Annotated in this window: 23 protein-coding genes and 1 pseudogene; 11 read left to right on the plus strand and 13 right to left on the minus strand. The window is 61.9% G+C overall.

Annotated features, from left to right (window positions below; translation table 11 throughout):
- Positions 1-177: 177 nt before the first annotated feature.
- The gene (locus tag CAG25_RS24940; RefSeq protein WP_085613221.1) at positions 178-1,116 is read right to left on the minus strand and encodes a hypothetical protein; all 939 of its coding nucleotides are present in this window, start codon (positions 1,114-1,116) and stop codon (positions 178-180) included.
- A 297-nt stretch (positions 1,117-1,413) separates the two neighbouring features.
- Here CAG25_RS24940 and CAG25_RS24945 point away from each other — a divergent pair, with 297 nt between their 5' ends.
- Positions 1,414-2,097, plus strand: coding sequence for a response regulator transcription factor (locus CAG25_RS24945; protein WP_007952956.1), 684 nt, complete (start codon positions 1,414-1,416; stop codon positions 2,095-2,097).
- A complete protein-coding gene (locus CAG25_RS24950; protein ID WP_085613222.1) occupies positions 2,075-3,469 on the plus strand; it encodes a HAMP domain-containing sensor histidine kinase in 1,395 nt (464 codons plus the stop codon). The genes CAG25_RS24945 and CAG25_RS24950 overlap by 23 nt, the downstream gene beginning before the upstream one ends.
- Before the next feature lie 122 nt (positions 3,470-3,591).
- Here CAG25_RS24950 and CAG25_RS24955 read toward each other — a convergent pair whose 3' ends face one another.
- From CAG25_RS24955 to CAG25_RS24965, 3 genes are read right to left on the minus strand one after another with little or no spacing between them, the layout of a single operon-like run.
- On the minus strand, positions 3,592-4,002 hold the full coding sequence (locus CAG25_RS24955; RefSeq protein WP_064597619.1) for an SRPBCC family protein: 411 nt from the start codon (positions 4,000-4,002) through the stop codon (positions 3,592-3,594).
- Positions 4,003-4,027: 25 nt separating this feature from the next.
- On the minus strand, positions 4,028-4,825 hold the full coding sequence (locus tag CAG25_RS24960) for an SDR family NAD(P)-dependent oxidoreductase (RefSeq protein WP_085613223.1): 798 nt from the start codon (positions 4,823-4,825) through the stop codon (positions 4,028-4,030).
- Complete coding sequence (locus CAG25_RS24965; protein ID WP_085613224.1) at positions 4,822-5,844, minus strand: aldo/keto reductase; 1,023 nt, start codon at positions 5,842-5,844, stop codon at positions 4,822-4,824. The genes CAG25_RS24960 and CAG25_RS24965 overlap by 4 nt, the downstream gene beginning before the upstream one ends.
- A 112-nt stretch (positions 5,845-5,956) precedes the next feature.
- Here CAG25_RS24965 and CAG25_RS24970 point away from each other — a divergent pair, with 112 nt between their 5' ends.
- Together CAG25_RS24970 and CAG25_RS24975 are read left to right on the plus strand one after the other, a co-directional pair.
- Positions 5,957-6,850 (plus strand): LysR substrate-binding domain-containing protein, encoded by an 894-nt coding sequence (locus tag CAG25_RS24970; protein WP_085613225.1) that lies wholly within the window; start codon positions 5,957-5,959, stop codon positions 6,848-6,850.
- Between the two features lie 63 nt (positions 6,851-6,913).
- The gene (locus CAG25_RS24975) at positions 6,914-7,840 is read left to right on the plus strand and encodes a LysR substrate-binding domain-containing protein (protein WP_085613226.1); all 927 of its coding nucleotides are present in this window, start codon (positions 6,914-6,916) and stop codon (positions 7,838-7,840) included.
- Here CAG25_RS24975 and CAG25_RS24980 read toward each other — a convergent pair.
- Positions 7,755-8,354, minus strand: coding sequence for a DinB family protein (locus CAG25_RS24980; RefSeq protein ID WP_085613227.1), 600 nt, complete (start codon positions 8,352-8,354; stop codon positions 7,755-7,757). The genes CAG25_RS24975 and CAG25_RS24980 overlap by 86 nt on opposite strands.
- A 108-nt stretch (positions 8,355-8,462) precedes the next feature.
- Positions 8,463-8,600 (minus strand): annotated as a pseudogene (locus CAG25_RS28955) (pyridoxal-5'-phosphate-dependent protein subunit beta); the annotation flags it as partial.
- 87 nt (positions 8,601-8,687) lie between these two features.
- Here CAG25_RS28955 and CAG25_RS24985 point away from each other — a divergent pair.
- Complete coding sequence (locus tag CAG25_RS24985) at positions 8,688-9,347, plus strand: isoprenylcysteine carboxylmethyltransferase family protein (RefSeq protein ID WP_039767303.1); 660 nt, start codon at positions 8,688-8,690, stop codon at positions 9,345-9,347.
- Here the strand turns inward: CAG25_RS24985 and CAG25_RS24990 are convergent.
- Positions 9,341-10,009, minus strand: a complete 669-nt coding sequence (locus CAG25_RS24990; RefSeq protein ID WP_085613228.1) for an HAD family hydrolase — start codon at positions 10,007-10,009, stop codon at positions 9,341-9,343. The two genes, CAG25_RS24985 and CAG25_RS24990, sit on opposite strands and share 7 nt — an antisense overlap.
- Positions 10,010-10,072: 63 nt before the next feature.
- A complete protein-coding gene (locus tag CAG25_RS24995; RefSeq protein WP_039767308.1) occupies positions 10,073-10,486 on the minus strand; it encodes a response regulator in 414 nt (137 codons plus the stop codon).
- A 188-nt stretch (positions 10,487-10,674) separates the two neighbouring features.
- On the opposite strand from CAG25_RS24995, the gene CAG25_RS25000 reads away from it, so the two are divergent.
- The gene (locus CAG25_RS25000) at positions 10,675-11,616 is read left to right on the plus strand and encodes a class I SAM-dependent methyltransferase (RefSeq protein ID WP_085613229.1); all 942 of its coding nucleotides are present in this window, start codon (positions 10,675-10,677) and stop codon (positions 11,614-11,616) included.
- A gap of 14 nt (positions 11,617-11,630) precedes the next feature.
- On the opposite strand, the gene CAG25_RS25005 is transcribed toward CAG25_RS25000, so the two are convergent.
- The gene (locus CAG25_RS25005; RefSeq protein WP_085613230.1) at positions 11,631-12,215 is read right to left on the minus strand and encodes an NAD(P)H-dependent oxidoreductase; all 585 of its coding nucleotides are present in this window, start codon (positions 12,213-12,215) and stop codon (positions 11,631-11,633) included.
- A 100-nt stretch (positions 12,216-12,315) separates the two neighbouring features.
- On the opposite strand from CAG25_RS25005, the gene CAG25_RS25010 reads away from it, so the two are divergent.
- On the plus strand, positions 12,316-12,948 hold the full coding sequence (locus CAG25_RS25010; RefSeq protein WP_085613231.1) for a TetR/AcrR family transcriptional regulator: 633 nt from the start codon (positions 12,316-12,318) through the stop codon (positions 12,946-12,948).
- 193 nt (positions 12,949-13,141) lie between these two features.
- Here CAG25_RS25010 and CAG25_RS25015 read toward each other — a convergent pair whose 3' ends face one another.
- Positions 13,142-13,768 (minus strand): TetR/AcrR family transcriptional regulator, encoded by a 627-nt coding sequence (locus CAG25_RS25015; protein WP_085613232.1) that lies wholly within the window; start codon positions 13,766-13,768, stop codon positions 13,142-13,144.
- Between the two features lie 160 nt (positions 13,769-13,928).
- Here CAG25_RS25015 and CAG25_RS25020 point away from each other — a divergent pair, with 160 nt between their 5' ends.
- Positions 13,929-14,369, plus strand: coding sequence for a hotdog fold domain-containing protein (locus CAG25_RS25020; RefSeq protein ID WP_085613233.1), 441 nt, complete (start codon positions 13,929-13,931; stop codon positions 14,367-14,369).
- Between the two features lie 66 nt (positions 14,370-14,435).
- On the opposite strand, the gene CAG25_RS25025 is transcribed toward CAG25_RS25020, so the two are convergent.
- A complete protein-coding gene (locus CAG25_RS25025) occupies positions 14,436-15,122 on the minus strand; it encodes a GNAT family N-acetyltransferase (RefSeq protein ID WP_085613234.1) in 687 nt (228 codons plus the stop codon).
- A 182-nt stretch (positions 15,123-15,304) separates the two neighbouring features.
- Between CAG25_RS25025 and CAG25_RS25030 the strand changes: the two genes are divergently transcribed.
- Positions 15,305-15,532, plus strand: a complete 228-nt coding sequence (locus CAG25_RS25030) for a YXWGXW repeat-containing protein (protein WP_039767335.1) — start codon at positions 15,305-15,307, stop codon at positions 15,530-15,532.
- A gap of 6 nt (positions 15,533-15,538) precedes the next feature.
- Here CAG25_RS25030 and CAG25_RS25035 read toward each other — a convergent pair whose 3' ends face one another.
- Together CAG25_RS25035 and CAG25_RS25040 are read right to left on the minus strand one after the other, a co-directional pair.
- A complete protein-coding gene (locus tag CAG25_RS25035) occupies positions 15,539-16,096 on the minus strand; it encodes a YceI family protein (RefSeq protein WP_085613235.1) in 558 nt (185 codons plus the stop codon).
- An 85-nt stretch (positions 16,097-16,181) separates the two neighbouring features.
- Positions 16,182-17,537 (minus strand): MATE family efflux transporter, encoded by a 1,356-nt coding sequence (locus CAG25_RS25040; RefSeq protein WP_085613236.1) that lies wholly within the window; start codon positions 17,535-17,537, stop codon positions 16,182-16,184.
- 146 nt (positions 17,538-17,683) lie between these two features.
- Here CAG25_RS25040 and CAG25_RS25045 point away from each other — a divergent pair, with 146 nt between their 5' ends.
- Together CAG25_RS25045 and CAG25_RS25050 are read left to right on the plus strand one after the other, a co-directional pair.
- Positions 17,684-18,250, plus strand: a complete 567-nt coding sequence (locus tag CAG25_RS25045; protein ID WP_085613237.1) for a chorismate mutase — start codon at positions 17,684-17,686, stop codon at positions 18,248-18,250.
- A gap of 126 nt (positions 18,251-18,376) precedes the next feature.
- A complete protein-coding gene (locus CAG25_RS25050; RefSeq protein ID WP_085613238.1) occupies positions 18,377-18,817 on the plus strand; it encodes a phage infection protein in 441 nt (146 codons plus the stop codon).
- Positions 18,818-18,886 lie beyond the last annotated feature (69 nt).

Below are 18,886 nucleotides of genomic sequence, written 5' to 3' on the forward strand. Positions count from 1 at the left end.
ACGGTTCTGCGACCTCGACACTGCGCAGAAAGCAAAAAGCCGCTTCAACCCGAAGGTTGAAGCGGCCAAGGCATATGCCTCAAGGAATCAGTGCACGAACAGGGCGATCAGGATGATGATCGGGATCGGTACGCCGAGGAAAAACAGCAGTAGTGAGCGCATGGTGAGTCTCCTTGATTAACGGACTGGCGGCAGCGTGGTCGTGGTGTAGGTTTCGACTTCGACGTACTCGACCGCATCCCGGCGGCGACCGCCGAAGGTGGCCGAAAGGCTGGCGAAGAACGCACCGGCCAGCAGCGCGATGAACATCCACAATGAGGTCCAGGCAGCGACTTTGGCGGCGGTGTCGGCGGCTTGTTGCGCTTTCACCTTGGCGTCGGCGATTGCTTTCTGGGTGCGGGCGTAGATTTCATCGACCCGACGTTCGGCGTCAGCCTGGGTCAGGTTGGTACGCTGAGCGACCAGTTGGGCGAGGTAGGTACGATCTTCGGCGCTGAGCTGACCGTTGGCCAGGCTCTGGGCGAAGATCCGGGTCACGGTGCCACGGGCGGCGTCATCGCTGACAGCGGCGGGACGATCATCGCGGAACAGGCTGTCGACGAAGTAACCGTACTGGTCACTGTCGGTATTGCCCGCTGCGGTTCCGGCCGCTTGCGTCATGGCACCGGCCGCACCGCCAACAACACTCGCACCGGCCTGCACGCCGCCGCTGACGATGCTGCTGACCGAACCGACCACCAGCGTCGCGGTGACCAGCGTGGCCACGCACCAGGCGAGGAAGCCATGGGCGGTGTCGCGGAAATACACCTCGTCACCGTGCATGTTGGCCCACTTAACCCGCAGGCGACCGGCGATGTAGCCACCGAGCCCCGAGGCGATGATTTGCGTGGCGGCCAGCCAGATGATGGTGGAAATGCCCAGGCCTTTGGCGCTGACGCCCTCCCCGGCCCACGGTGAAACGGCGGAGAAGCCCAGACCGAAACCCAGCAGCACGAGAATCAGCGACAGCGCCGCAGCCGCGGCCGCCCCGGCGAAGATCGCGCCCCAGGACACGCCCGAGACGTTGCTCGACTCTCCTTCGTAGGCAGGATAAAACCCATCAGAGGATCTATTCATTGTTGTAGTGCTCCAGGCATGAAAAATGGTGTTACAACTCGTCATCAGATGAATTGCAGTGACCGTGCCAGTCGCCAACATTAAATAAATCGTTTTAATTCAATCAGTTAAAAACTCTGAACTTCTTAGGACCATGCAATTTGCAACAACGGCTCGATAACAGCGGGTTTTATGCATTGGCACAAAAGCCCGGTCGTAGCGTTTGTATCCGCTAAAACATGAAAGTTAATTTAAAGCGCAGGCGCAAAATCTTGGCAAAATGCTGCCATTGCGTTTGAACAGACCAGCAGGCCCACCATGACTCGCATCCTCACCATCGAAGACGACGCCGTGACCGCCCGGGAAATTGTCGCCGAACTGAGCAGCCACGGCCTCGACGTGGACTGGGTCGACAACGGCCGTGAAGGCCTGGACCGCGCCGTCAGCGGCAACTACGACCTGATCACCCTCGACCGAATGCTGCCGGAGCTCGATGGCCTGGCCATCGTCACCACGCTGCGGACCATGGGCGTGGCGACGCCGATCCTGATGATCAGCGCCCTCTCCGACGTCGACGAGCGCGTGCGTGGCTTGCGCGCCGGCGGCGATGACTACCTGACCAAACCGTTCGCCACCGATGAGATGGCGGCCCGGGTCGAAGTGCTGCTGCGCCGGCAGAACAGCAACGGAGCACAACCGACCACGTTGCAGGTGGCGGATCTGCAACTCGACCTGATCAGCCACGAAGCCCGCCGCGCCGAGCAGGTGCTGACGCTGTTGCCGACCGAGTACAAGCTGCTGGAATTCCTGATGCGCAACAGCGGCCAGATCCTGTCGCGGATGATGATTTTCGAGGAGGTCTGGGGCTATCACTTCGACCCTGGCACCAACCTGATCGACGTGCACATCGGCCGCCTGCGCAAGAAGATCGACCCGCCGGGCAATGTCCCGCTGATCCGCACGGTGCGAGGCTCGGGTTATGTCATTGCCGAACCCGTCTGACGGTTGGCGTTCTTCCAGCAGTCGCTTGCTGGCGCTGTACAGTTCGTTGTTCGTGGCCTGGAGCGCGATCCTGATGGGGGTCATGTACTTCGAGGTCTCCGGTTACCTCGACAACCTGGCCAAGCATTCGCTGATGCAACGTCAGCATCTGTTTTCGCACTTTCGCGGCGATCAGTTGGAAGACGCGCTCGCCGCCAGCATGACCTTCGACATTCGTGGCATCGACGCCTACGGTCTGTTCGACGCCCAGCATCGCTACCTCGGCGGCGCGCTGCAGAGGATCCCCGAGGGCCTGCCGCTGGACGGCAAGATCCATATGCTCAGCGAATGCGCCGACTCCGACGACCCGACCCTGCCCGCCGACAGCTGCGACGCAGTCGCCACCCCGACCCGCGACGGTCGCTGGCTGGTGCTGCTGCGCGACAATGGTTCGCTGTTCGCGGTGACCAGGATCATTCTGCATGCGTTGCTCTGGGGCGTGTCGCTGACGATTGTGCCGGGGATCATTGGCTGGCATCTGCTGCGTCGGCGGCCGCTGCGGCGGATCCGGGCGATCCAGGCCAGCGCCCAGTCGATTGTCGCCGGCGACCTGACCCACCGCTTGCCGCTGTCCAATCGCCGCGATGAACTGGACATGCTCGCCGCCATCGTCAACGCCATGCTCGATCGCATCGAGCGCTTGATGAACGAAGTCAAAGGCGTGTGCGACAACATCGCCCATGACCTGCGCACCCCGCTGACCCGTTTGCGCGCGCAGTTGTATCGCATGCAGCAGCAGGCCGGCGAAGGTTCGCCGGAAGCGGCGCAACTGGATCTGGTGCTGGCCGAGGCCGATACGCTGATGGCGCGGTTTCGCGGGTTGCTGAGGATTTCCGAGCTGGAAGATCGTCAGCGGCGCTCGGGGTTTGTCGAACTCGATCCGGTGTTGTTGCTGCAGGAATTGCACGAGTTCTATCTGCCGCTGGCTGAAGACGACGAGTTGCGCTTCGAGCTGAACATGCCGGAAACCCTGCCGATGCTGAACGGTGATCGAGCGTTGCTGTTTGAAGCGCTGGCGAACCTGTTGAGCAATTCGATCAAGTTCACCCCGGCCGGTGGCACGGTGGTGTTGCGCGGGGTCAATGATGCAGGGCATACGCGGATCGAAGTGCATGACTCCGGCCCCGGTATTCCCGAGACCGAACGGGAGGCGGTGTTCCAGCGGTTCTACCGCGCCGAGGGTGGGCAGTTGCAGAATGGCTTTGGCCTGGGGCTGTCGATTGTCGCAGCGATCGTCAACCTGCATGGGTTCAGTCTTGAGGTGGGGCGCAGCGATCTGGGCGGGGCGAAGCTGGTGCTCGATTGTCGGCAGAGCTTGATTTCACAGTCCTGAACTTCATGTATTCCCCATGTGGGAGCCAGCCTGCTGGCGATGACGGTGTGTCAGTCAATGAATATGAATGATCGACCGTTATCGCTAGCAGGCTAGCTCCCACAAGGGGTTCTTGCAGAAACTCAGGCGGGATAGTTCGCGCGCAGCGCTTCGAGGCCACCCTGATAGATGCCGCTGAACAGCGCCACCACTTCCTCATCGCTCACGCCCTTGGCCGTGAAGCGCCCCGACCACGTCACCTTCGCGCCCTGCCCCTGGGCTTCAACACGAATCGTCGCCAGATAATCGGTGGCCGGAAACGGTGCCTGCAGAATCGAATAACTGTAGGTTTTGCCCGCGTTATCGAACGTCTCCAGACGCTCGACCACCACGCCACCGTCAGCGGTTTGCAAGGTGCGCACACGCCCGCCTTCACTCAGTTCGCTGTTGGGAATGAACGGCAGCCAGTCCGGCAGGGTGTTGAAGCCGCCAATCAATTGCCAGACCTGATCGGCCGAAGCCGGGATGTCGATCGTTGCTGATGCTGTTGCCATAAATAAAAAGTCTCTCTCGATAAATTCAGATAGTCAGGCTGTCGACCACGCCGCCGTCGACCCGCAACGCGGCGCCGGTGGTGGCTGAAGACAGCGGTGAAGCGATGTAGGTGACCAGGTGCGCGACCTCTTCGACATCCGCCACGCGCTGGATGATCGAGCTCGGACGGGCCCGGCGGACAAAGGCGTCAGCCTCGTCCCGCAGGCTGCGGCCAGATTCGGCGGCGGCATCCTTGAGCATTTCCTCGACACCGTCGGTGAAGGTCGGCCCGGGCAAAATCGCATTAACCGTAACCCCGGTGCCAGCCAGACGTTTAGCCAGGCCATGGGACACCGCTAGGTTGGCGCTTTTGGTCACGCCGTAGTTGATCATGTCGGCCGGAGTGGCCACGCCGGATTCCGAAGACAGGAAGATCACCCGGCCCCAGCCCTGCTCGACCATCGCCGGCACGTAATGCCGCGACAGGCGCACGCCGGAGATCACGTTGATTTCGTAGAAGCGCGTCCACTCATCGTCCGGCGCGTCGAAGAAATCCACGGCGTTGTAGATGCCGAGGTTGTTTACCAGGATGTCGGCTTTCGGTTCGGCGGCGAACAGTTTCTGCGCGCCTTCGGCCGTGCCCAGATCCGCCGTCAGACCGCGCAGTTGCGCCCCCGGCACCTTGTGGCGAATGCTTGCCAGCGCCTGCTCGACCTTGGCCGCGTCGCGACCGATCACCACCACCGTGGCGCCCGCCTCGGCCAGCGACTGGCTGATGCCCAAACCGATGCCCGCCGTGCTGCCGCTGACAATCGCCAGTTTTCCGCTCAGATCGATCTTCATGCTTTCACCTCGTCGATGGGTAATGGTGCACGTTCGGACACCAGTTTCGCTTCACGCATGGCCTGCCAGAAGCCGGCCGGAATGACCGCCGACAGCGCCGCCACATCTTCAGCGATGCGCCCCGGTTTGCTCGCGCCGGGAATCACGGCTGCCACGGCCGGATTGGCCAGCGAGAATTGTAGTGCAGCCGCTTTGACATCCACGCCATGGGCCGCAGCAATGCGTTTGATCTGCTCGACCTTCGCCACGATCTCAGGGCTGGCCTTCTGGTATTCGAAGTGCGCGCCGCCGGCCAGGATCCCCGAGCTGTAGGGGCCGCCGACCACGATTTCAACATTCTGCGCCCGCGCCGAATCCATCAAACGCTGCAAGGCGCGGTCGTGGTCGAGCAAGGTATAGCTGCCGGCCAGCAGGAAGCCGTCAGGCTGCGCCTCGGTCAGGTCCAGCGTCAACTCGCACGGCTCGACCTTGTTCACGCCCAGGCCCCAACCCTTGATCACGCCTTCTTCACGCAGACGGGTCAGGACTTTAAAGGCACCGGTGCGGGCGTGATTGAGGTACTCGAGCCATTGATCGCCGTAGAAATCCTGAGCGATGTCGTGGACCCAGACGATGTCGAGGCGATCGGTTTTCAGACGCTTGAGGCTGTCTTCGATCGAGCGCAGCGTGGCGTCGGCGCCGTAGTCGTTGACGATATTGTTCGGGCGGCCGTGTTCGAACACCCCACTTTTCTCGCCCAGATCCCGGGCGGCGGCGTCTTCGACTTCATCGAGAATCACCCGGCCGACTTTGGTGCTGAGCACATAGTCGTCGCGCTTGTAGCGGGACAGTGCTTCGCCGAGGCGGATTTCCGAGAGGCCCGAGCCGTAGAACGGTGCGGTGTCGAAGTACCGCACGCCGGCATCCCACGCTGCGTGCACGGTGGCTTGCGCTTCTTCTTCAGGAATGGCGCGAAACATGTTGCCCAGTGGCGCGGTGCCGAAGCCGAGTTGGCCGGGGAGTTTGTCTTTCAAGCTCATGATGCTGTCCTCGTAGTTCGTGGTCGGTGTTGACCGTTGAGCAGATCCTAGATTGCGCCACTCAGACCGTCCAAGACATAATCCGCAGCACTTGAGTCCCCGAAGGTCTGACATGATCGACATCCGCCAATTGCGCTACTTCGTCGCCGTCGCCGAGGAAGAACACGTCGGCCGCGCCGCCGAGCGCCTGCACATTTCCCAGTCGCCCCTGAGCCGACAGATCGCCCAGCTCGAAGAACGCCTGGGCCTGACCCTGTTCGAACGCAGCCAGCAGCGCATACGCCTGACCCGCGACGGCCAGACCTTTCTCGCCGAAACCCGCGCCCTGCTGACCCACGCCAACCGCCTGGAATCCCTCGGCAAACGCTTGGGCCGTGGCGAAGAAGGCGGCCTGTGCATCGGCTACATCGAGAACGCGATGCACGCCGGGGTTTTGCCCAATGCCTTGCGCGTACTGCGGGTCGACCGGCCTAACGTGCATGTCGCGCTGTACAACCTGAGTTCCGCCGAACAACTGGAAGGCCTGCGTCAGCGTAGCCTCGATATCGCGCTGGTCAGCGAACCGCCGACGATCGACGATCCCGACCTGCTGGGCTTTCAGGTGCTGGACGACCCGATGCTGCTGGCGCTGCCCGAAGGACACCCGCTGAACCAACTGGCGTCGCTGACCCCGGCGGATCTGGCCGATCAGGAATGGATCGGCGTGCAGCCGCGCCAAGGGGCCGACGATGAGTTCGTCAGCGCCTGCATCCGTGCAGGCTTCACCCCGGATGTGCGGATGCAGGCCACCGAGCCGTTTACCGCGCTGGGGCTGGTCGCTTCGGGCCTGGGGATCGCGATGATCCAGAAAGGCCTGAGCCACAACGCACCGCCGGGCGTGGTGCTGCGGGAAGTGCCGTGGCTGGCGTTCACCACACCGTTGTGGGCGGCGTGGCACCGGATCAACCTGCGGCCGCTGGTGGAAACGTTTCGCAAGGTATTGACCGGCGTCGATCCCGCCCAGTGACCCGACAGCGAAAGACTTTGCTGCTTTACTGAAAAGACTCAAAAAACCAGCGAGTCTTCCGGCATGAACCGCAATGACCTGCGTCGCGTGGACATGAACCTGTTGGTGATTTTCGAAACCCTGATGTTCGAAAAGAACCTGACCCGCGCCGGGGAAAAGCTGTTCCTTGGCCAACCCGCCGTCAGTGCGTCACTGGCGAAACTGCGCGACCTGTTCGACGACCCGTTGCTGGTGCGCAACGGCCGCGTGCTGGAGCCCACCCAGCGGGCGCTGGCGATCCTCAAGGAATTGCAGCCGGCGATGGACACCATTTCCGGGGCGGTCAGCCGAGCCAAGGATTTCGACCCGCTGAGCAGCCGCGACGTGTTTCGCATTGGCCTCTCGGACGATGCCGAGTTCGGCCTGTTGCCGCCGTTGCTCAAGCAATTGCGCGAAGAGGCGCCGGACGTGGTGGTCGTCATCCGCCGGGTTAATTTCCTGCTGATGTCGTCGATGCTGGCGTCCGGGGAGATTTCCGTCGGCGTCAGTTACACCACTGAACTGCCGGCCAATGCCAAACGCAAAAAACTGCGGGACCTGCGCTGCAAGATCCTGCGCGGCGATGATCGTCCCGGCGCGCTGACCCTCGACGACTACTGCGAACGGCCCCATGCGCTGGTGTCGTTTTCCGGCGATCTGGGCGGGGCCATCGACAGCGATCTGGCGCGAATCAACCGTGCACGTCGTGTCGTGCTGGCAGTGCCGCAATTCGCTCCGCTGCGGGCGATTCTGGCCGGCACCGACATGCTCGCCACCGTGCCGGATTTCGCCGCTTGTGCGCTGATCGAAGGCAGCAGCGTGCTGCGCGCCGACGATCCGCCGTTCGACATCGTGCCTTCGGAGCTGTCGATGGTCTGGAACGGGGTCAACGACAACGATCCGGCGGAACGCTGGTTGCGCTCGCTGATTGCCCATCACATGTCGGCGCCGCTTCCGCCACAGGCGCACTGATCGGCTTGAACCCCGGATCGACCTCGCGCAGGTACACCGGCAGGTCGGTCATCGGCGGCATCTGCGGGATCTCGAAATACATCTGCACCACCCAGCCACGGTGGTAGTTGTTGTGGTTGATCACGTGCATCAGAATCGCCCCGGCGTTCATGGTGCCGCCATCGCCGGAAACAAATTTGAAATCGATCGAGCGGTTCAGCGAGGCTTCGGTCTGCTGCGCGCTCCAGGTGCGATACCAGCCATCGACTTGCTGCTGAGCCTGGCGCAACTCGCCGAGGTCGGCGTGCACCAGATCATGGGACGTCGTGAAACCGTGCTCGCGCCCTTCGAGGTGCGCCTGCCAGATCCGGTCGACCACGTAGATGTGGTTCAACGTACCGATCATGTTCTTGAAAACCGTCTTGCGCTCCTTTGTAGTCTCCCCCGCCGGCAGCGCTTGCAGGCTGTCGAACAGACGCTGATTGGCCCAGGTCTTGTAGTCCGTGAGCAGATGGGCCGTGGCCAGATTGATCATCGCGGGTCACCGTAGGCACGAAAAAGGGCTCCGCCTAGGATAGACCTCTCTCGCGGGAATGGCGGTGGTGCTGACTATTGGTCGAAGAGTAATAACCTCCACTTTCGCTCAAGCCCCCAACCGCGCCCACCCCGCCACCAATCGCGCACTGATACGCACCCCGCCACAAACAATGATCACCACATCCCGTGCCCCCGCCAGCGCCGGGAGGTCAAGATACGCCACCGCCAGTAAAAGCCCGCACGCCGTTGATCCGCCCTCCGCCGCTGCCAGCGGTTAAACGCCGGGGATCGTGCCGGGATCTACACTGAACGGAACAGCCGTGAGGTGCCTATGAAAATGTCTGCGCAAATGACCGTGGTCGCCGTGCTCGCCACCCTCGCCTATCTGGGCCTGGCGATGTGGGGCATCGGTGGCGTGGCGGTGTTTTTTTCTCACGGCGCATTGGTCGTGGTGGCCCTGGCCACGCTGGCCATGGTGGTGGCGTCGCTGTTCACGGAAGTGAATCTGAGCACCGGCGAGCGCGAGGACCGGGCCAATCGCTGGGTGATTCCGGCGTTCGCCGTAATCGGATTGGTCAGTGCCTTTCTGCCGGCTTACTGCGACCGCATCGGCTTTTGGACCATCGGCCGCGAAGGCACCCGTTGGCTGGGAGCGCTGTTGTTTATCGTCGGCGGCGGATTGCGTTTATGGCCGGTGTTTGTGCTGGGCCATCGGTTCAGCGGGTTGGTGGCGATTCAGCCGGGGCACAGGTTGGTCACCGAAGGCATCTACCGGCATCTGCGCAACCCCAGTTATCTGGGGCTGGTGATCAATGCGATCGGCTGGGCACTGGCGTTTCGTTCGGTGGTCGGCCTGTTGCTGGCGGCGCTGACGCTGATCCCGCTGATCGCCCGCATCCACGCCGAAGAGGCCCTGCTGCGTGCGCAGTTCGGCGCCGAATACGACGCTTATTGCGCGCGCAGCTGGCGACTGGTGCCCGGGGTTTATTGAGGTTGCAGGCGCAGCTGGCCGTCGCTGTCGATGCTCAGCGCAATGTCGCGGTAACTGGCGATGGTCGCGTGTGCGGTTTCAAGCGGATGCTGGTGAGTCGTGGTGATGATCAGCAACGGCGCACCGGCGGCTTCAGCGGCCTGGATGCCGACGGTGGCGTCTTCGAAAATCAGGCAGTCCGCCGGCTCCAGGCCCAGGCGTTTGGCCGCCAGTCGATAACCGGCCGGATCAGGCTTGCCGGCGCTCACGTCTTCAGCGGTGATCATCACCACCGGTTCAGGAATTCCCGCCGCCGCCATCCGCCGCAACGCCAGATCACGTGGCGCCGAGGTCACCATGGCCCAGCGATCCGCCGGCAACGACTTGAGAAACGCCGCAGCACCGGGAATCTCGACAATGCCTTCGACGTCTTCGATTTCCGCCGTGGTGATGAACGCCGCTTGCGCCTCGGCGTCCACGCCCGGCAGGTTCAAACGCGTGATGGTGTCGATGGCGCGCACGCCATGGATGGTCGGCAGGAACGTTTCGACGTTCACCCCGTGGCGCACGGCCCAGGCGGACCAGATCCGCTCGGCGGCGGCGATGGAGTTGAGGACGGTGCCGTCCATGTCGAACAGGAACGCGCCGAACGCGCGGTTGAAAATAGTCTCGTGAGCTGACAAAAGATCACTTCCTCGCAAGGGGCCGGGCAACGATGCCCGGCAATGTAGCACTTGCAAGGCACTTCAGTGCAGACGCGGCGCCCTGGATTTGAACGCACTGTCCACGCAATCGAGCAACTGGCCGATTGCCCAAGGCTTCTTGATGAACGCCACCGGATGTTTCACCCCTGAGGTTTCCGGCGTTTCATAACCGGACATGACCATCACCGGTTTGTCCGGCCAGCGATCGCCGACCAGATTGGCCAGGTCCGCGCCGTTAAGGGTGCCGGGCATGGTGATGTCGGTCAGCAGCAGCGCCACTTCCGGCGCGTGCTCTTCCAGGTATTGCGAGGCCGCATCGGCACTGGTCTGCGGCTCGACCTTGAAACCTTCCTCCTGAAGAATTTCGCAAAGAAACTCCAGAATCAACGGATCGTCCTCGACTACCAGAATCAATCCGCCAGGAAGGTGCGCGCTCGACGTCGAAATTGGACACATGAACTGGCACTCCCTGAATTGCATGAACGATTTAGCGGCTTGATTCCGCTACTTATCAGGTATGAGCAGCACCTTCTACAGAAATTCATTTTTGATACAGGTCTTTTCGATAACAGCCGTTCGACGGGCAGTCGCCGGCGCATAATTGCGGTTAAAATGCGCGCCCTTTTGCTGGCCGATCCTGATTGATGAACCCTCAAGCCCTCGCCGTTCTCCATGCCCACCTGCTCACTGCGCTGACTTCGGCCCCGGCCGAAACCCGGCGTCTGTTCCATGGGCGCGGGCGTTGCTGGCCGGGGCTGGAGCAAGTCACTGTGGATTGGCTGCAGGGCGTGGTGCTGGTGTCCTTGTTCAAGGAGCCCGAGACTTCGCAGCTGGAAGACCTCAAGCGTCTGTTGCTGGAAATCACCGCTTCGGCGCCATGGCAGCAGTCCGGCGCCCACACTTTGTTGATCCAGCACCGTTACCTGCCGCAGAGCACCGCCGAATGGCTGTTGGGCGAAGAAATCGACGAGATGACCATCGTCGAGGGCGGGCTGAAATATCGGGTGGATCTGGGCCGCAAACAGAACGCCGGGCTGTTCCTCGACATGCGTTACGGGCGCAACTGGGTACGTGAACAGGCGGCGGGCAAACGGGTGCTGAACCTCTTCGCCTACACCTGCGGCTTCTCGGTGGCGGCCATCGAAGGTGGCGCCAGCCATGTGGTCAACCTCGACATGTCCCGCGCGGCCCTGAGCCGGGGCCGCGACAATCACCGGTTGAACGGGCATGACCTGAGCAAGGTGAGCTTCCTCGGCCACGACCTGTTCAAATCCTGGGGCAAGGTGATCAACAGCGGCCCGTACGATCTGGTGATCATCGACCCGCCGTCGTTCCAGAAAGGCAGCTTTCTGCTGACCAAGGATTACCAGCGTGTGCTGCGTCGTCTGCCGGAATTGCTGACGGCACAGGGCACGGTGCTGGCCTGCATGAACGATCCATCGTTCGGTTCCGACTTCCTGATCGACGGCGTGACCCAGGAAGCGCCGAGCCTGCGCTTCGAGCAACGGCTGGAAAATCCGCCGGAGTTTCCCGACGTCGATCCTGAAAGTGGTCTGAAGGCGCTAGTCTTCAAGCGCACTGAATAACTTCCTCGCCGGTTTCAGCGGAACAGTCCGAGGCCCATTTCGCGCGCCGCCTGCAGCTGCACCGCAGGATCGCTCGACTCGGACTCCAGCAACAACGCCGAGCCCGCCACCGTCGCCCCGCAATAATCGAAAATGCCGTGATCGATCTGCGCTTTCATCGCCGTGTCGTAGCCGTGGCGCTCGTAGGTGCCTGCATCCGCCCCGCCCAGTGCGACCATGTGCACACGCAGTCGTCCGAGTTTTTTCAGCGTCTTATCACCGTCGAAATCGTACGCCCAACCGTTGCTGAACACCCGATCGATCCAGCCTTTGAGCATTGCCGGCATCGACCACCAGAACACCGGATAGACCAGCACCAGCGCGTCGGCGCGTTCAATGCGGGCCTGCTCGGCCAGCACGTCCGCCGGTGGCGCGGATTCGCGGTGATGCACCGCCCAGTCAGCCACGCCGAAGCGCGGGTCGAATTCTTCGGCGTGCAGGTCGGCGATTTCGAAGGTGTTGGAGGGATCGCTTTCCGACAGGCCTTTGGCAATCTGTTGCGCCAACGCGCGTGTCAGCGAACGTGGATCATCGTGGTCTACAACAATCAATGCGTGCATGGGGAAATCTCCGGTTGGTGATTGCTGACCAAGGGCTTATCCTTTCGATAAGCTACGATTGGTAAGTTACCATCAGTAAGTTACGTTTGGTATATAAGCAATGTCAACCACTGAAATCCCCGAACCCGCACAACCCCGTCGCCGCCTGTCCCGGGAAGATCGCCAGCGCCAGTTGCTCGACATGGCCTGGCAGCTGATTCGCGAGGAAGGCACCGATGCCCTGACTCTCGGCTACCTGGCGGAAAAAGCCGGCGTGACCAAACCGGTGGTCTATGACCACTTCACCACCCGCGCCGGTTTGCTCGCGGCGCTGTACCAGGATTTCGACCGGCGCCAGACGGCGCTGATGGACGCGGCGCTGGCCAATGCCGAAGCGACCTTGAATGGCATCGCGACGGTGATTGCCACGGCGTATGTCGATTGCGTGCTGACTCAGGGCAACGAGATTCCGGGGGTGATTGCGGCCCTGGCGAGCACGCCGGAACTGGAGAGGATCAAGCGCGAATACGAGGCGATTTTCCTGGAGAAGTGCCGCAACGTGCTGTCGCCTTTCGCTGAAGGCGCAGAGATCGGACAGGCAGGATTACGCGCCATGCTCGGCGCCGCTGAAGCGCTGTCGCAAGCGGCAGCCACCGACGAAATCAGCGCAGTACAGGCCCGTGACGAGCTATTGGCAACCATCATTGCGATGGTCGAAAGAGCCGCCGCCCGCGCCGCCAAAGCAGGTGACTGACGGTACTTGAGCCCGCCCTCCCGGCTTCCTACGATGAAGCTACGCAGCTTCTTGGTCCGCCAAGCCGTTGCGTAGGTGCGGGTGCTCTGAACCCCAATCAAGCCTGCACCTGGCTTCATGCGCATCTTGAGCCTCGCGGGCTCTACTTCCTCCCCATCAAAGAGTCTTGAGGCTCTTTTTTTGTCTCGGAAAATCAGTGTTCGGGGTCGCGTCGTATCGAACGCCACGCGGCCTGAGCCAGCAATTCACGATGAGCCTTCGGACTGCCCTGCACTCGCCCGGACAACCACGCGCGGCAATAGCTGTCGGCCTGACCGACGATCAGCGACGGCAACAGTTCGGCCGGGCATTGGTTGAGTTCATCTGCGCGCCCGGACTCGCCCAGCCAGGTACGCAGCCCCAGGTTGCGGGTCTTGTTGCGCTCGGCCAGTTCATCCTTGTGCGGCCCCCGGGTCACGGCATAACGCGCGTGATACTGGAACCGCGCCCACTCCGGCTGGTTCTCGACCCAATCCACATAGCTGTAGACCAGCGCCTGCACGCCCTCTTCGGTCGTCGTCGCGTCGGCCAGATAGGCGTCGCGCAGGCGCGCCTGGTCCTCCAGCGCAGTGAAGAACAGCGCGGCCACCAGCCCTTCCTTGTTGCCGAAGTGGTGGTAGATCGCCCCGACGCTGGTGTCGCACTCGGCACGGATCATTTCGATGGTGGTGGCCTCGATGCCCTGCTCGTTGAACAGGCGCAGGGCCTTGCGAAAGATGTCGCGCTTGAGTTCGGCGCGGCGGCCGGGGTAGCTGCGTTCGAGTAGATCTACGGTGTCCATGGGCCTTGAAAATCCGGGTAAAGGGCACGTCCGTGCCGGTGATCCAAACGCGCACAGGTTGACAGATTTCCCGCAGACAGAATACCGTTCCGTTACAGAACAATATTCTGTTACGGAACATGATTCTGTAAATCCCCTAACCGCGAGGCTCTCCCCCCCCATGAGTCAGTTTCTCAGCATGTTCAACAGTGTCGGTTCCCAGGCGTTCAGCCAGATGGCCTGCCAGGTCGCGCCGTACTTCAGCACCATCAACCCGCTGGTGACCGAATTGCGGGCAGGTTCGGCGCAGGTGCAGGTGCCGTTTCGCCGCGAGATCACCAACCACCTCGGCACCGTGCACGCCATCGCGCTGTGCAACGCCGCTGAACTGGCGGCCGGGATGATGACCGACGTGTCGATTCCCGCCGGCGCGCGCTGGATTCCCAAAGGCATGACCGTCGAATACCTGGCCAAGGCCAAGACCGACGTGACCGCCGTGGCCAATGGCGAAGCGCTGGACTGGCAGACCGAAGGCGACAAGATCGTGCCGGTGGATGTGCACGACGCCGAAGGCAAGAAAGTGTTCACGGCGCGCATCACCATGAACGTGAAACTGGCCTGAAATCATCGGCACAAAAAAAACCCTTGCTGCGCTAAGCGCAACAAGGGCTTTTTGCCGCTGCCCGGATCAGTGGACGGTCAGACGCTGGCGGACAAATTCTTCGGTGCGCCGAGTGACTTGATCCAGATGCCGGTCGCGCTGTTTCTCGGCATCGAGCATCGCGCGCTTGCCGTGCTTTTGCAGAAGGTAGGTGTGGATCTGCTGCACTTCCAGCGAACGGTAGATCGGTGTCGTGTCGATAAAACCGCGCAGCCCGTTGCTGCGGTAATGCCGAGTGCTCATCAGCACCTGCGTTTCGAGCTGGCCCAGCACCTCGAAGCCCAGCGCCTCGAAATACGGCACCTTGCCGACGCTGCAGGTCAGTTCGGCATGGGGGTAACGCGCCACCATGTCCGCGATCAACGAACGGGCCACACCCTGACGCCGATGCCCCTCGCGCACCGCCAGATAGGCCACGTTGCACGCCTCCCAATCGCCCTGCACCGGCAGGTACAACAGGAAGCCGATCACCTGCTCCGGATCATCGTCGTCGGTGGCCACCAGCAGCTCCACTTCGGTGCCCTTCTCGCCGTTCAACGCCTCCAGGTACAGATGCACCTCGTAGCCGACCGCGTACTGATAAACGTTGTACAGCAGATTGCTCGGGCCCAGCCCTACAGCGCTGATGTCGGTGAGATAGTCGACCACCATCTGCAGGATCTGGCTGTTGACGCCTTCGGGGCATGGGGATTTGTAGTGGGTGATGCGGGGCATGGCGGGCGGACTCCAACGGTAAAACACAGGTTGCCGGGCGAGTTGAGCGACCGGCGAACCGCGACATCATACCTTGTGCACGCCTGACAAAAATTTCATCTGCCCGAGAACGGATCTTTCGCCGATTTGGCGTCCAATTTTTCAGCTGCGTTCATTCCCGACGCACGCCTTGAGGAGTTGCCATGAACGTTCTGCGTTCCGCGAAAACCATCAAATCCTTGCTCGCTGCCGCGCTGGTAGCGATCACCCTCTCGGGCTGTGTCGTCGAACCGGTTCGCCCGCATCGGCCACCACCGATCGTTGAGGTGGTTCCGGTCATGCCTGCGCCGGGTTATCACTGGGTCGCCGGGCATTACCGCTGGGCCGGCAACCAATGGCGCTGGATGCCAGGGCATTGGCGAGCGTACTGAGGCCGGTCACTGCGCGGGGGCAACGACCTTGAACCTGATGTCGATGTCCTTGGAAACCACGGTGTCCGCCCACTCCCCTGCACCGAGCCCGAACTGGTCGCGCTTGAGCACCAGTTCGCCGTCAAAAATGCCGATGCTGCTGTCGGGTTTGAGTTGCACCGGCACCTGCACCTCACGGGTGATGCCTTTGAGCGTGAGATGGCCGTTAACCAGATAACGGTTGTCGCCGGCCGGGCTGAAGCGGGTCGATTCGAACACAGCCACCGGGAATTTCTCGGTGTCGAACCATGCCGGTTTCACCAGCTCGGTGTTGGCGTCCTCACTGCCGGCGTCGATGCTGGTCAGGTCGATGTGCAGCGTGGTGCGGGCATTGGCGAGATTGTCGCTGTCGAAATCCAGCGTCGCATCGAACTTGCCGAACGTGCCGTACATCCGCGAGCCCATCTGGTTGTAGCTGAAACTGATCTGACTGGCGGTGGTATTGACGCGGGTGTACTCCACCGCCTGCACAGCAGGGACGACAATCAGGCAACACGCGGCAGCCAATAACAATTGAATCGACATGGAGAGCTCCGGCGCCCGATGGGGCTCGAATGACTTAAGCAAACATCCGGCACTTGCGCCAGCCCCGCCAGGCCCACCCGGCCCGTCACACCAATCGCTCGATCTTCTGATGCTGCCAGACCCGTCTGTAATACAGCGTCTGCAGCACCAGCATCCCCAGATAGGCAATCGGAAACGCCATCCACACACCCTGCAGACCGAACTGCCCGTCCAGCCAGTAGGCCGCCGGCAACTGCACACCGAGCACACAGATGATCGCCACGCCCACCGGCACCAGCACCGTGCCGCTGGCGCGCATGATGCCGCCGATGATCGCCTGGAAACCGAAGATCAACAGGCTCCACAACATGATGTGCAACAGGTGCTCGGCCATCGCCCGGGTCGAGTCTTCGGTCAGGAACAGCCCCAGCAACCAGTGCGACAACAGGTAACCCGCCAGGATCAAGCCACCGGTCAGGCACACGTTGATCCACAGCCCGGTGCGCAGGATCGGGCCCATTCGCTCCAACCGCCCGGCACCGATCGCCTGGGCGCCGAGGATCGACGCGGTGATCGCAATCGACAGCGCCGGGAACTGCACGTAGTTGACGATCTGCGTCACCGCACCATAGGCCGCCGTCGCCTGCGAGCCGTGCTGGTTGACCAGCGCCAGAATCACCAGCTCCGACAGCGACAGAACAATCATCTGCACCCCGGTCGGCAGGCCGATACGCAACACCTTGCCGAGAATTGCGCCGTCCAGTCGCAGCGCCGCGAAGAACTCACGATCCGGCGCCAGTGGATGACCCTTGCGGATCAGGCTCCATGACAGCCACGCCATCGACGCCAGCGTACCGGCCAGACCTGCAACCGCCGCGCTCTGGATGCCCAGTTGCGGCAAGCCGATCCAGCCGCGAATGAACGCCGGAGTCAGCGCCAGCCCGACAACGGTCGACAGCAGCAGCGCCAACATCGGCGACAGTGTGTCGCTCACCCCGCGCAACAACTGGGTGAACAGCACGTACACCAGCACAAACGGCAAGGTCCACATCATCACCCGGGCATAGGCCACCGCATCGTCCAGCACATCCGCCGGCGTGCCCAAGCCCTGCAAGGCCTGACGCGCAAACACACTGCCCAGCACCGCCGCCACCAGCCCGATCAATACCCCAAGCAACAGCGTCGCCCCGGCAATCGCCTTGACCATGTGCGACTCACGCGCGCCCCACGCCTGACCGATCAACACCCCTGCCCCGGCGCCCAGGCCGATGACCAGCGCGATAAAGAAAAAAATGATCGGAAACATCCCCGACACCGCCGCCAGCGCCTGCGTACCAAGCATCTGGCCGATGTAGATGCTGTTGACCGTGCCCGACATCGATTGCAGGAAGTTCGACAGCACCATCGGGGCCAGGAACAGCAGGTAGGTTTTCCAGAGGGGGGATTGAGCGGGGGTTTGCATTGAGGTCCGTCTCGGGTGGGAGCTGATGACAGAGTCTAAGGTATGCGATGCCGTTCAGGTCGTACCGGTTTGCATTAAAACTTCGTAATCTGCACCTCGACCAATGTGCATAGCCTCCCCATCACGACAGGAAGTGAATCCCCCCCATGCGCCGTTCCCCATTTCTGCTGAGTTGCACCTTATTGACTGTTTTGACGACGACTGCCCACGCCGCTGCCGCCCCCTCGCCCGAGGTGGTGCAAGGATTGGTGAACACGTTGAACGAACGCCTGAACATCGGCGACCTCGTTGCCCTGACCAAATGGGACAGTGGCAAGCCGATCCAGGACAGTCCCCGTGAGGCGCAGGTGATCGACAACGCCCGCAAGTTGGCCGCCGAACGCAAGCTCGACCCGGAAGACGTCGCGCAGTTGATTGCCGCACAGATGGAGGCCAACAAACTGGTGCAGTACGGTTTGCTCGCACAATGGCAAGCGGCCGGTGCCGCGCCGGACACGCCGCGCCCGGATCTGGGCAAGCAGATTCGCCCGCGTCTGGATGAGTTGCAAACCCGTCTGCTGCAGCAATACGCCGACTTCACACCCTACCGTCACGACCCGAACTGCCCGGCGTGGTTGGCCAAGGCGCGCACCGGTCTGACCCGCGATGCGCTGCATGATCTGGCCCTGACCCGCGCCACCGGAGAGCTGTGCATTCGACCGCTAGCGCCCTAGAACAAGGGTCTTGGCATTCATTGCTGGCGTCGATAGTCACCATCAGTTCAATGAAGTTCTCATAAAAAATCCGCGGCGTAACATCGGCTTCATACCCAACAAACAACACCCCTGGAGCACACGATCATGAAACGCCAAATCCTTCTCGGCATCGCTTTCTCGGTTCTTGCAGTCAACGCTTTTGCAGCCAAACCCGCCCACACCATGATCGCCGAAGGCGGTTCGGATCGGTTGATTGAAAGTCGTTTAGCTGAGGGTGGTTCGGATCGTTTGATCGAACGCCGTGTTGCCGAAGGTGGCGCTGATCGTCTGATCGAACGCCGCGTTGCTGAAGGTGGTTCGGATCGTCTGATCGAACGTCGCGTTGCCGAAGGTGGCGCTGATCGTCTGATCGAACGCCGCGTGGCTGAAGGTGGTTCGGATCGTCTGATCGAACGTCGTGTTGCTGAAGGTGGCGCTGATCGCCTGATCGAACGCCGCGTTGCTGAAGGTGGTTCGGATCGTCTGATCGAACGCCGCGTTGCTGAAGGTGGCGCTGATCGCCTGATCGAACGCCGCGTTGCATAAGTAAGCAGCGCATAAAGATAAGCCCGGCCTGATCAGCCGGGCTTTTCTTTGCGCGCGCTTTTTGCGTTT

The organism is Pseudomonas sp. B16(2017), assembly GCF_002113205.1.
GTDB classification, from domain to species: Bacteria; Pseudomonadota; Gammaproteobacteria; order Pseudomonadales; family Pseudomonadaceae; genus Aquipseudomonas; species Aquipseudomonas pharyngis.

What these genes read in the sequence shown, in the direction of transcription:
- CAG25_RS25040 (WP_085613236.1), bottom strand. Translation starts at nt 17,537, where the DNA reads ATGCAAACCCCCGCTCAATCCCCCCTCTGGAAAACCTACCTGCTGTTC.
- CAG25_RS25030 (WP_039767335.1), top strand. Translation starts at nt 15,305, where the DNA reads ATGAACGTTCTGCGTTCCGCGAAAACCATCAAATCCTTGCTCGCTGCC.
- CAG25_RS24980 (WP_085613227.1), bottom strand. Translation starts at nt 8,354, where the DNA reads ATGATCAATCTGGCCACGGCCCATCTGCTCACGGACTACAAGACCTGG.
- CAG25_RS24975 (WP_085613226.1), top strand. Translation starts at nt 6,914, where the DNA reads ATGAACCGCAATGACCTGCGTCGCGTGGACATGAACCTGTTGGTGATT.
- CAG25_RS25020 (WP_085613233.1), top strand. Translation starts at nt 13,929, where the DNA reads ATGAGTCAGTTTCTCAGCATGTTCAACAGTGTCGGTTCCCAGGCGTTC.
- CAG25_RS24955 (WP_064597619.1), bottom strand. Translation starts at nt 4,002, where the DNA reads ATGGCAACAGCATCAGCAACGATCGACATCCCGGCTTCGGCCGATCAG.
- CAG25_RS24970 (WP_085613225.1), top strand. Translation starts at nt 5,957, where the DNA reads ATGATCGACATCCGCCAATTGCGCTACTTCGTCGCCGTCGCCGAGGAA.
- CAG25_RS25045 (WP_085613237.1), top strand. Translation starts at nt 17,684, where the DNA reads ATGCGCCGTTCCCCATTTCTGCTGAGTTGCACCTTATTGACTGTTTTG.
- CAG25_RS25000 (WP_085613229.1), top strand. Translation starts at nt 10,675, where the DNA reads ATGAACCCTCAAGCCCTCGCCGTTCTCCATGCCCACCTGCTCACTGCG.
- CAG25_RS24950 (WP_085613222.1), top strand. Translation starts at nt 2,075, where the DNA reads ATGTCATTGCCGAACCCGTCTGACGGTTGGCGTTCTTCCAGCAGTCGC.
- CAG25_RS25010 (WP_085613231.1), top strand. Translation starts at nt 12,316, where the DNA reads ATGTCAACCACTGAAATCCCCGAACCCGCACAACCCCGTCGCCGCCTG.
- CAG25_RS24985 (WP_039767303.1), top strand. Translation starts at nt 8,688, where the DNA reads ATGAAAATGTCTGCGCAAATGACCGTGGTCGCCGTGCTCGCCACCCTC.
- CAG25_RS24945 (WP_007952956.1), top strand. Translation starts at nt 1,414, where the DNA reads ATGACTCGCATCCTCACCATCGAAGACGACGCCGTGACCGCCCGGGAA.
- CAG25_RS25035 (WP_085613235.1), bottom strand. Translation starts at nt 16,096, where the DNA reads ATGTCGATTCAATTGTTATTGGCTGCCGCGTGTTGCCTGATTGTCGTC.
- CAG25_RS24940 (WP_085613221.1), bottom strand. Translation starts at nt 1,116, where the DNA reads ATGAATAGATCCTCTGATGGGTTTTATCCTGCCTACGAAGGAGAGTCG.
- CAG25_RS24960 (WP_085613223.1), bottom strand. Translation starts at nt 4,825, where the DNA reads ATGAAGATCGATCTGAGCGGAAAACTGGCGATTGTCAGCGGCAGCACG.
- CAG25_RS25015 (WP_085613232.1), bottom strand. Translation starts at nt 13,768, where the DNA reads ATGGACACCGTAGATCTACTCGAACGCAGCTACCCCGGCCGCCGCGCC.
- CAG25_RS25050 (WP_085613238.1), top strand. Translation starts at nt 18,377, where the DNA reads ATGAAACGCCAAATCCTTCTCGGCATCGCTTTCTCGGTTCTTGCAGTC.
- CAG25_RS25025 (WP_085613234.1), bottom strand. Translation starts at nt 15,122, where the DNA reads ATGCCCCGCATCACCCACTACAAATCCCCATGCCCCGAAGGCGTCAAC.
- CAG25_RS24995 (WP_039767308.1), bottom strand. Translation starts at nt 10,486, where the DNA reads ATGTGTCCAATTTCGACGTCGAGCGCGCACCTTCCTGGCGGATTGATT.
- CAG25_RS25005 (WP_085613230.1), bottom strand. Translation starts at nt 12,215, where the DNA reads ATGCACGCATTGATTGTTGTAGACCACGATGATCCACGTTCGCTGACA.
- CAG25_RS24965 (WP_085613224.1), bottom strand. Translation starts at nt 5,844, where the DNA reads ATGAGCTTGAAAGACAAACTCCCCGGCCAACTCGGCTTCGGCACCGCG.